Origin of the sequence: Anaerobacterium chartisolvens (genome assembly GCF_003337415.1) — a bacterium.
Classification (GTDB): domain Bacteria; phylum Bacillota; class Clostridia; order Acetivibrionales; family DSM-27016; genus Anaerobacterium; species Anaerobacterium chartisolvens.
This window is the reverse complement of record NZ_QPJT01000004.1, coordinates 14599-26080: the sequence shown is the minus strand read 5'-3', so window position 1 is coordinate 26080 and position 11482 is coordinate 14599. Positions and strand designations below refer to the sequence as shown.

The 11482-nt window shown below is 44.2% G+C and carries 7 protein-coding genes; all 7 read left to right on the top strand.

Annotated features, from left to right (window positions below):
* Nucleotides 1-4 precede the first annotated feature (4 nt).
* The 7 genes from DFR58_RS04440 to DFR58_RS04410 all read left to right on the top strand — a co-directional run bounded on the left by DFR58_RS04440 (nucleotide 5) and on the right by DFR58_RS04410 (nucleotide 11478).
* The gene (locus tag DFR58_RS04440; RefSeq protein WP_147273139.1) at nucleotides 5-901 is read left to right on the top strand and encodes a hypothetical protein; all 897 of its coding nucleotides are present in this window, start codon (nucleotides 5-7) and stop codon (nucleotides 899-901) included.
* Nucleotides 902-907: 6 nt separating this feature from the next.
* Nucleotides 908-1675 carry a thioesterase II family protein gene (locus tag DFR58_RS04435; protein WP_114296608.1) on the top strand — a complete coding sequence of 256 codons (768 nt, stop codon included), beginning with the start codon at nucleotides 908-910 and terminating at the stop codon, nucleotides 1673-1675.
* Between the two features lie 23 nt (nucleotides 1676-1698).
* The gene (locus DFR58_RS04430) at nucleotides 1699-2169 is read left to right on the top strand and encodes a DUF6790 family protein (RefSeq protein ID WP_114296607.1); all 471 of its coding nucleotides are present in this window, start codon (nucleotides 1699-1701) and stop codon (nucleotides 2167-2169) included.
* A gap of 247 nt (nucleotides 2170-2416) precedes the next feature.
* The gene (locus tag DFR58_RS04425) at nucleotides 2417-3721 is read left to right on the top strand and encodes an MFS transporter (RefSeq protein WP_114296606.1); all 1305 of its coding nucleotides are present in this window, start codon (nucleotides 2417-2419) and stop codon (nucleotides 3719-3721) included.
* A gap of 82 nt (nucleotides 3722-3803) precedes the next feature.
* On the top strand, nucleotides 3804-6170 hold the full coding sequence (locus tag DFR58_RS04420) for an FtsX-like permease family protein (RefSeq protein ID WP_114296605.1): 2367 nt from the start codon (nucleotides 3804-3806) through the stop codon (nucleotides 6168-6170).
* 243 nt (nucleotides 6171-6413) lie between these two features.
* Nucleotides 6414-7181: an ABC transporter ATP-binding protein gene (locus DFR58_RS04415; RefSeq protein ID WP_114296604.1), complete on the top strand. Its 768-nt coding sequence runs from the start codon at nucleotides 6414-6416 to the stop codon at nucleotides 7179-7181.
* A 34-nt stretch (nucleotides 7182-7215) separates the two neighbouring features.
* Nucleotides 7216-11478, top strand: coding sequence for a beta-ketoacyl synthase N-terminal-like domain-containing protein (locus DFR58_RS04410; protein WP_114296603.1), 4263 nt, complete (start codon nucleotides 7216-7218; stop codon nucleotides 11476-11478).
* Nucleotides 11479-11482: the final 4 nt, after the last annotated feature.

Sequence of the window (11482 nt, the reverse complement as noted above, 5' to 3'; positions counted from 1 at the left end):
ATTTATGGTAAAGATAAAAACGGAAAAAGAAAAAAACATATACAGAAAATATCTGCTGCTTTTTATCTCAATATCCTTTGGCATCCTCTGGCTGCTGATAATCCTGCCATACGTCTTATTCAGTGATTTTATGGTGTCCCGTTTCGGAGAGCTGGACGGAAATAATCCGCTTGCAATGATTGGATTGAATTCTCCTGCCATTCCGTGCCTTCTTATCTATCTTATTTATGGCGGGCCACGGGGCTTGGGTAATTTCTTACGCACATTAATCCCACGAAGAAAGGACCTGCTGTGGATTCCCATAATACTTTCTGTAACAGCCCTTTGCTCGGTGAGCGTGCGGTATATATTGATTTTATTTAATCTCTATGTGCCGGAAATTACAATGCAGCCGATGGAGATGCTTGTAGTTTTCCTTAGCAATTTCTGGGGAGAAACGGGCATGATTGGGATAGGAATAGGGTTTTATGGCTTTGTGCTTCCATATTTTCAGAGGAAGTATAAAAATAATGTAAAGGCCGGAGCTATGACAGGACTTCTGCTGGGGCTTTTATTCTTCCCTTCGGCTCCCGATATCGCAACCTGCCTGTTATATGTCGTGCAGCATATTATATTCAGCGTATGCATCAGCTATATTTTGAATGATGTTGGGGGGAATGTATTGTTTTATATGCTGGCAATGTGGGTGGCGGGCGCAGGCGGAAAGCTTGGCTTGTACGAGTTTAATATAAGCGTGCAGATTGTTGAGATTCTTTTATACTGCGTATTGTTTGCCATACTGCATTTTGTATTTAAAAGCCGTAACGCAAATAAACCGGTGGAAGAAATATTGCAAGTGTTTCCCGATTTTATAGAAAACAGAAGTTATCCAAAAAATAAAAATTCCATAGTAGGGGCGTAATTTATTATGAATATTTCGTTGTTTAGTGAAGTGAGAAAAGGAGAGGAGGGCAGGCAGGTTATCTTTTTTCCATATCTGGGCGGTTCAGCTTCGGCCTTTAACGGCTTGATTGATAAGCTGGGAGGACATATGAACGTATGGGTGGCAAACCCTCCGGGACATGGCAGCTCAAAGCTTGAACCGGTAGAGGACATAGACGTTTTAACGGATATGTATTACAAGGAGATTATAAAAATAATCACTCCCGGATGCATTCTGTTCGGGCATAGCATGGGAGGTGTAATCGCCTACTATCTGACGCAGAAGATAATGGAGAACCGGGACATAGCTGGGGGGCTTAAGGCGTTGGTGCTGTCGGCATGTGCCGTTCCCCGCTCAATGAGGCATGAAAAAAATTCTCTGCTGCCCGATAGTGAGCTGCTGGAAAAATTGGCTGCGTATGGAGCTATATCCAAAGAAGTAATACAGGAAACAGGGCTGCTGGAGTTTTTTCTGCCGGTATTCCGTGCGGATTATAAAATACTGGAATCCGCCGCCGTTAAGGAGCCCGATACTGCAATTGATATACCAACCTTTTTGGTTTGGGGGGAAAATGATTCCGTTCAGCCTGCGGATACGCTTGGACAGTGGCTTTCATATATAAAGGATAAGATAACGGTGCTGCCGATAAAAGAGGGAGAGCACCTGTTTATTGACAGCAGAGCGTCTGAGGTTGCGGAGTACATAGAGAAAATATCTGATGGCGCATTTATTTTAGATGATACACTTATTTAAAACATTATTTCGGGAGGATTATTATGTGGATTTTAGTATTGATTGGCGCGGGCTTGCTTTCTGCGCTTGTGCATTTATTAATAATTGGGTTTGGCGGGGGTGTAAGCGTGATCTGCGAGGTGATTGTGCTGCATCAGTTTGCGGTTACTCACGGCTTGCTGGGTGTGCTTGGCTTTTATATTAATGTTATAAAGGCAGATAGCACGGCTAAGTCCCTTGGCTGGCCGGGAGGACCGTTTCAGGTGAAGTACGGTTTTTCACAATTGGGTGTCGGGGTAATGGGTATTTTATCCATATGGCTGAGAGGGCCGTTTTGGATCGGAACACTGGTAACATTGTATATGTATGGAATCAGTGGGCTGTGGACGCATACGGCAGAGGTAATTAAAAGTGAGGTTAAGTCCAAGACGGAAATTGCCAACATTATTCTGGATGTTATTTATCATGTGGTTATAACCATTTTATTGCTTCAGGTGCCGGGAGTATGGGGCTGAGGATTGGGGGAGAACAGTTTGAAGAAATAAAACCCGTATTGGAAGGTGCAAGAAAGAAAACCAGATTAAGAGAAAAAAATCGTAGGGGCAGACCTGCGTGTCTGCCCTGAATTACCCAAAGACACGAAACATGCAGACATCAGGGCAAACATCAGGGCAAACATCAGGGCAAACATCAGGGCAGACACATAGGTCTGCCCCTACAGTGATAGATTTTAAACAGGATATTATGTGGAGAGGTTAATGAATGAAAAAGTTTTTGATGCTATGGGTCGGGGAGCTGGTTTCCAGTATCGGCAGCGGTATGAGCAATTTTGCTCTTGGTGTTTATATATATAAAATGACTGAAAGTGCGACTGCGGTATCTCTGTTTACGCTTTTTGCTTTTTTGCCCACCGTGCTGTTAAACCCTATCGGGGGTGTTTTAGCGGACAGGTTTGACAGAAGGCTGATGATGATATGCGGTGACCTTTTTTCTGCATTGGGCCTTCTTTATATACTTATATGTATGCAAACGGGCAGCGTTGAGATATGGCAAATTTATATAGGTGTTACCGTCAGCGCAACATTTGTTTCACTGCTTGGGCCTGCCTATAAAGCCACTGTTACGGATCTTCTGACAGAGGATGAATTTGCAAAGGCAAGCGGCTTAGTACAGCTTGCATCCTCCGCCAAGTTTCTGATTTCTCCCGCCGCTGCCGGGTTTATTCTGGTGTTTGCGGATGTAAGGCTGATATTGCTGATCGATATAGCTACGTTATTTGTTACTGTGTTTACAATTTTATTAGTGAGAAAAGGAATGCGGACAGTGAGGTCTGCTGTGAAGGCTGCCTATGACGGCTTTCATCCCGTTAAGGCGTTGAGGGAAGGGTGGAATGCCGTGACGGGAGATATGGGAATAAGGGTTTTAGTTGGCTTGATGGCACTGGTATGCTTCTATGTGGGGTTTTTACAGACTCTGCTGGCTCCTATGATTCTCTCCTTTTCAGATTCTAAGACATTGGGAATTATTCAGTCGGTCAGTGCGGTAGGCATTTTAATCGGCAGTGTTATTATAAGTGTCTTAGGCATTAAGAAAAACTATGTAAATATTTTATCAAATTCCCTTATAGTAATCGGCCTGTTTATGGCGGGTATGGGGCTTACGACAAATATTTACGTAATTATCGGCACAGGGCTGATGTTCTTTTTGGGTCTGCCCTTTGCAACCGCCTGCGCCGATACTCTGGCAAGGCTTAAGATACCGAATGAGCTGCAGGGGAGGGCATGGGGCTTTATAAGCGTCCTGTCGCAGGCCGGCTACCTTGTGGCATATGCCGTTTCGGGCGTGCTGGCCGACTATGTGTTCGGACCGTTATTAATGAACGGGGGACTTCTGGCACAGAGTATCGGGCTGTTCACAGGCACAGGCAAGGGAAGGGGCATAGGCTTCATGCTGATAATCGCAGGACTGTCGGTAGTGGCAACTGCGGTATTGGTGAGAAAGGCAAAGCCTTTAAGGAATTTGGAAAACCATATGAAGAATTATACGGAAAATGTGCAGAAATGTTAACGATTATATGGAGAATATTATATGTTTGTGATAATATTGTAAGGTGTTTTTTGTCGGCAGAAACGCTTAGGAGGATTAAAGCATGAATTTATCAATGGTAAAAAAGGATTTGCTGAGGAATAAAGCGATTAACATTACTCTGCTGCTGTTTATTGTTTTATCCGCGGCGTTGATGTCCATAGGAACGATGATAGTCATACAGGTATTTGAGTCAATTGATACCATGTATAAAATAGCTCGGCCGCCTCACTTCATGCAGATGCATATGGGAGATGCGGAACTTGGGCAAATAAATGATTTTGCCGAGGGCATAGACTATGTGGAGGACTGGCAGGATATAGAAATGCTCAATGTCTACGGTGGGAATATATGGATAAAAAAGCCTGACGGAACAAGCTTTTCAATGATAAACTCCCTTTTAGATCTTGGCTTTATAAAGCAAAGCGAGAAATATGATCTTTTGCTCAATATGGACAATAAGCCCATTTATCCTTCAAAAGGGGAAATCGGGGTGCCGATCATACTGCTGGACAGCTACGATATAGACATTGGAGACACCATAACAATCAAGGACGGGGATTTTTCCATGAGCTTTACAGTAACAAGCTATGTCCGTGATTCGCAGATGAATTCCACCATGTGTTCATCCACTCGGTTTTTGGTGAATGAGAGGGAACATGAAATTTTGAAGGAAAATACCGGGAAGATTGAGCACCTGATAGAATTCTATCTTAAAGACCTGTCTCAGGAGATGAAATTCCAGACTGCCTATGAAAATGCCGGACTTCCTGCAAACGGGCCTGCCATTACTTATACCGCTATCAGGCTGGTAAGCGGTCTGCCGGATATTATGATGGTGGTGGTAATTATTCTGGTAAGCTTTTTCCTTATTTTTATCGTATGCCTGTGCTTAAGGTTTACAATTTTGACTGCAATGGAGGAGGAGATAAAGTCAATAGGCACTATGAGGGCGATAGGTATTTCATTCCGCGATATAAGAAAGCTTTACATGATAAAATACAGAGCGCTGGCAATAGCGGGATGCATTATAGGGTATGTCATATCCATATTTGCAAACAGGCTGTTCCTATCAAACATAACTAAAACCTTCGGTTCACCCCAGACGGGTGCTGCCACCGTGATTATACCGATTTTTGCGGTATGTATCGTCTATATGCTTGAAATGCATTTCAGCAAAAGAATTATGAAAAAGATAAAAAGGATTTCCGTTGTGGAAGCACTTATAAGCAGCGAAGGCAATGACAAAATTAAAATCTCCCGGGCTGTAAGGTGTTTGGGGCTTCAAAGGGTTAAACGCCTGCCTGTCAATTTATTCATGGGTGTAAGGGATATTATGGCAAAAGGCAAAATATATTTTATGCTGTTTTTTATAATGCTTGTTACAACAAGCATCATGGTTGTTCCCATGAACCTGCTTAACACATTTAAATCACCGCAGTTCATTAATTACATGGGGAAATCGATAAGCGATATAGTTATTTCAGTATCCACAGCCGAAAGCCTTACGGATAAATATGACAAAACGGTGGAGATTCTCTCCGGGGACGCCGATGTAGCGAATTATTCAATAGAGGCCCGCACTGTGTACGAAGCGGTCAATAAGGACGGAGAGTGGATAAATATAAACGTTGACTGCAGCGATAAAGCAAATGAGGAACTGCGTTATATCTCAGGGAACATGCCTGTGAATGAAAATGAAATCGCAATTTCGGTAATGAATGCAAACGAGCTTGGGGCAAGCGCGGGCAAAACCCTGAAAATGAGGATGGGCGGGCAGCAAACGGAAGTAATTGTTTCGGGCATTTATCAGGATGTTACAAGCGGGGGCTATACCGCTAAAATGACAGGAGATTATGATAAAAAGGCTGTGAAGGAATATTCCTTCAGCGTAAATTTAAAGGATGGCGTGAATGCCGGTCAGAAGGTAGACCAATACCACGAAGCCATGGGGGTAGACGTTGAGGTAATGGATATGGAGGAATTTGCAAGACAGACGGTGGGCGGCGTGACCAGACAGCTTAGCAAGGCGGTGCTTGCGGTTGCGGCTATGGTGGCATGCTTTGTGGCGTTGTTTATAATACTGTACTTAAAGCTGCAGATTGTAAAGGAATATTCTCACATTGCCATATCCAAGGCAATAGGCTTCACAGTATTGGATATAAGAAAGCAATACCTTATAAAGACATGCCTGGTGTCCCTTATAGGCATCCTTGTCGGAACATTGTTTGCAAATACTCTCGGTGAAGGCATAGTAAGCGGTATTATAGGAATTGTGGGGATAGGAATTTCAAAAATATCATTTGTAATTAATCCCGTTGAAGCGTATTTATTTTGTCCGCTTATTATTCTGATAATTGTTGTATCGATGACATGGTATTGCTCGGCTGTTTTTAAAAATTATAACATAATCCGTCTTATTAATGAGTGATATATAGGATGCAATAAAGATTTTACAAACATAGAGGATATAATTGCTTACAGAAATTTTTAATAGCAACGAAAAGACGCCTTGCTGGGAAATGTCTCACGGGTATGTCATCAGGCGCTTTTCTTAGATGTATTCCTTACGGGTCAAAAAAATTTCTTTCATCAAATTATATCCTCCATGTAAAATCTTTATTGCTAAATATATAGAAGCTGGCTTTATAAATTATAGGGGGTACGTGACGCCATGAAAATTGTTTTGGAGGCAAAGGCTTTATATAAGAGCTTCGGGAAAGAGAAGGAAGACGAAGCGGCAGTGTTAAGGGGGATAAATCTCCAGATAGGGCAAGGAGAATTTGTTGTTATAATGGGTCAGTCGGGCTCGGGAAAATCAACTCTTCTGTACAATATCAGCGGAATGGACAGGCTGACCCGTGGACAGGTGCTGTTTGACGGAGAGGATATTTCCAGCTTGTCCGACGACAAAATAAGTAAAATAAGGCTTAACAAAATGGGATTTATCTTTCAGCATTCTCATCTCTTAAAGACACTATCTATAAAAGAGAATATAATGCTTCCCGGAATTAAAGCCGGTAAAAAGACCCGGGCGGAGGTAATAAGGGATGCGGAGGAGCTGATGCAAAGGATAGGCATAGAAGCAATCGGCGGGCATGATATTACAAAGGTTTCAGGCGGGCAATTGCAGCGCGCCGGCATATGCAGGGCACTTATCAACAGCCCCGGAATCATTTTCGGAGACGAGCCTACAGGAGCCCTAAACTCAGGTGCGGCACTGGAGGTAATGAAAATTTTAAATGATATAAATCAAAACGGAACCACGCTGCTGGTTGTCACACATGATTCAAAGGTAGCGGCAAGAGCTGAGAGAGTGATTTACTTAGCCGACGGAAAAATAGAGACGGAATACATGCTTGGCAAATACAACAGTGAAAAGGAAGATTTAAGAGAACGTGAAAATGAAATGAACAAGTGGCTGAAGCAGAGAGGCTTTTAAGCACCATAAGAGGAATTGCAAGGAGGCGTAAGAAATGGCTAGAAAGGCTGTTTTAAACGGTAAATCGCTTATTTATCCAAAGGAGTACAATACTCTGGCGGAAATGATTGTGTATATAGCGCAAAAATATCCCCATAAGGGCATAAGATACATAGACGCAGCTGGCAGAGAGGAGCTTGTATGCTATCAGGAGCTTGTGGACAATGCGCGCAAATGCCTTAAAAGGCTTTATGAAAATGGTATAAGGCCGGGGGACAAGCTGATATTGGAGATTGATAACTCTAAGGAATTTTATAACGTGTTTTGGGCGTGTATTTTAGGGGGAATTATAGCGGCGCCTGTTACCCAGCCGGCATCATGGGAGCCGGGCTCGACGGGGCTGCTGAAATTAACCAGGGTATGGGAAATTCTTGACAGACCCGTAATAATTATTGAAAAGCAAAACCACAAGCATTATAAATTGCTTCAAGGCTGTGAGGAATACGGGGAGCTCAAGGTTATTTCCACCGATGAATTGGTTTGCGGCGACATGGAGGAAATATTTCCGACAAAGCCGGAGGATCTGGTGTTTTTACAGTTTTCCTCAGGCAGCACAGGCATTCCTAAAGGAGTCAAGCTCACAAACAGAAATATACTTACAAACATAATTGCTCTCAGCAACAGGTTTGAGGCTACAGAAAATGACATAGCCTTTACCTGGCTGCCACATACCCATGACATGGGGCTGTTTGCACAGCATATGACTCCTATAGTCAACGGCTGTAACATAATGAAGTTCTCACCCTTTACCTTTGTGCGTTCGCCGTATATGTTTTTGAAGAAGCTGACCGAGCACAAAGGTACATGGTTTGCATCCCCTAATTTCGGTTATGCGTGGATGACGGAAAAAATACCCGATGAGAAGCTGTCTTCTTTGGATTTGTCCTCACTCAGATTTGTGCTAAACGGTGCGGAGCCTATATCTACGGCAGTAAATAATACTTTCGCAGAAAAATTTTCTAAATGCGGTTTCAGGAAAAACATGATGCTCCCCGGATATGGAATGGCGGAGGCGACTGTTGCCGTATGCATATCAATTGTGGGAGAGCTGCCCAAGGTTCATAGCATTTCCAGAACAAAAATGATTAATGAAAATATTGCCGTCCCTGTCGAGGATGACAATGACGCTGATAAAATTGAGTTTGTCCAAGAGGGAGGCCCTATACAGAATATAAACGTGAGGATAGCGGATGACAGCGGCAGAACGCTTGATGAGGGCATGATTGGAGAAATTCAGATAAAGGGAGAATCTGTTACAGAGGGCTATTATAATTGTGATGACATAACAAGCAGGATGTATGTTGACGGGTGGCTGCGCACGGGGGATTTGGGGTTTATTGCCGATAATTCTCTGGTGGTAAGTGGAAGGATAAAGGACATAATATTTATCCGGGGCCAGAACTATTTTGCCCATGATTTAGAGGAAATTATATATGAGCTTGGCACGATACCCCGGGGCAATATCGCTGTCGCAGGGCTTTTTAGCGGCAAGACCCGGCAGGAAGAGCTGCTTGTGTTTATAAAGTACAAGCTTGATATAGAAAAGTTTTTGCCCTTACGCCAAAGCATTGTAGATAAATTGAATGAGACACTGGGAGTACAGGTAACCCATGTCATTCCCATTAAATTGATACCAAAAACCACAAGCGGCAAGGTACAGCGTTTTCAGTTGTGCAATTATTATGAAAGCGGAGTATATGACACTTTATTAAACGAAATACAGGCAGGCATAGACAAGTGCGGGGAGGGAGAGAGGATTGTCAGCCTTCCGCAGAATGAACTGGAGATATTCCTGCATAAAAGCTGGTCTGAGCTTTTAAATATCCCCCCGCAAAGAATATCAATTGATGATTCCTTTTCTAAGCTTGGCGGCAATTCCGTAAAGGCGTACCAGCTTCTGGATGCAATTGAAAAGCATCTGAAGAGGGAGATAGGCCCTGAGGTGCTTGTTCTCTGCAAGACAATAAGGGAAATTTCCGAGTATCTTCAGTCAAGGGCGGATTGCGGAGGTAAAAAGACATCTGACTTAAGGCCGGAGAACAGCTCTGAGGATAACAGGGCCATTGCAGTAACCGGAATAGCCGTAAGGCTGCCCGGTGCTAAAAACCACAGGATATTTTGGGACAACCTGTACAACGGCAGGGACAGCATTGCCAAGGTAAGTGCCCGGAGAAAGCAATTATGCGGCGGCACACAGTGGGATGAGTGGATGGGAGAGCTTGAGGATATTGATATGTTTGACAATGACTTTTTCGAGATGTCTCCCGAGGAAGCAATGGTCACAGATCCTCAGCAAAGGCTTGCTTTGGAGGCCTCTTATGAAGCCCTTGAGGATGCGGGAGCGGTTCCCGGCATGGAGGAGGAGCGTAATGTCGGGGTATATGCGGGGATAAGCTCAAACACTTATCTTAATCTGCTTATAAAACATATAGAGAAAAACGGTATAGACAAGGTTCACCACAATGCAATGGTGGGCAATATGCCCAATATAATAGCCGCGGCAATATCGCATAAATATAATTTCACAGGCCCCGCAATGGCTATTGACACCGCCTGCTCTTCATTTTCAGCCGCCGTATGCCATGCGGCCTCCGCCTTAACAAATAACAGCATAAGCGGCGCGGTTGTCGCGGGTGCAAATATTCTGGCAGATCCGTCAATACATGTGCTGGCACGAAATGCAGGCATTATTTCCTCAACGAAATATTCAAAGGTGTTTGATAAAGACGCCGACGGCTCGGTTCTTGGAGAAGGGGTTGTGGTTGTCTATTTAGAGCCTCTTGATACGGCGGTAAGGGACAGCAAAAATATATACGGAGTTATACGTGGAGCTGCCGTTAATAACGACGGGTATTCTCTGGGAATAATGGCTCCAAATCCTCAGGGGCAGTTTAAGGTTATAGAGGACGCATATATGAATGCCGGAGTTTCGCCGGATGAAATAGGATATATTGAGGTACACGGAACGGGTACGGCAATTGGGGATCCCATAGAAATTAACGCACTGTCCAAGTTGTTTTCCAAGCATGGGAAGGATACGCCCCGCCATATAGGAATAGGCTCCGTTAAGACCAATATAGGACACCTGCTGCCTGCTGCCGGCGGCGCGGGGCTTGTAAAGGTTTTGCTTTGCTTAAAGAATAAAAAGCTGGTCCCCACACTGCATACGGAAAATGTCAACTCCGCCTTGCAGCTTGAAAAGACCCCGCTATATATTGTAAAGGAAGCCGGGGACTGGCCGGCAAGGGAGAGCGGGACACGGAAGGCGGGAATAAGCTCCTTTGGCCTGGGAGGGACAAACACGCATATCGTACTGGAGGAGTGGAGGGAAGAGCCTGCCGCAGCTTCCGGGAGCAAGCTGCAAATACTGACAATGTCTGCTAAGTCGGAGGGCGCATTGGAGAGTATTATAAGTCAAACCGAGGACATGCTTAAGAATACTCCTGATATGGATATCAACAATTTGTGCTTTACAAGAAACCGCTACAGAAGGCATTACGGATATCGCGCCGCCTGTATTGTCTCTTCAGGCGGAAGCACGGGCAGCCTCAGTGCCGTGAGCAAGGGCAGTTTTCTAAAGAACAGGCCGGCAAGGGTTTGTATAATAATAGGGGATATAAAGGAATGTATCACAAAAAATGTAGCTGCTTATGGAGGGGAGCAGGGCAGGGTGCCGGAACAAAACCTGCCGGAGCTTTATGACAGCGTAAACCGGCATAATATCATGGCATTGGAGGGGTATGACGGCAAGGAATTATCATTTTTTGCATACTGGTATTGGTTAGCAAGGGAAATAAAACATGCCGGGGCAGATATTTTAAATATCAGCGGGATGGGCTCAGGGCAAATAGCGGCGGATGTGCTGAACAATGAAATAGATTGGGCTGCAGCATTAGAGGAATACTTTGCCGGAGGCAATACAGGAAAAAAAGAAAGCCGGGGCGATAATGAAAATCAGGCGTTGGGACAGTCTCTAAAGAAAGCTGATATTGTGCTGGGCCTGTGCATTGCAGAGGACGACTGCACAAAAATGCTGCCTGAAGGACTTGGGGACAAGTTAAAAATCCTTGTTGCACAGCCTGCGGAAGGGGGTTGCTTTGACTCGGGATTGCTTTCGGTTATAAGAGACTTATATGCGGCAGGAGCAGACTTTGACTGGAAGAGCATCCATCCCGACGGATCGGGAAGGGTAGTGTCGCTGCCACCGTATCCGTTTGAAAAAAAGTCCTTCTGGATAGATCAATTGAGAGGAGAATGAGTTT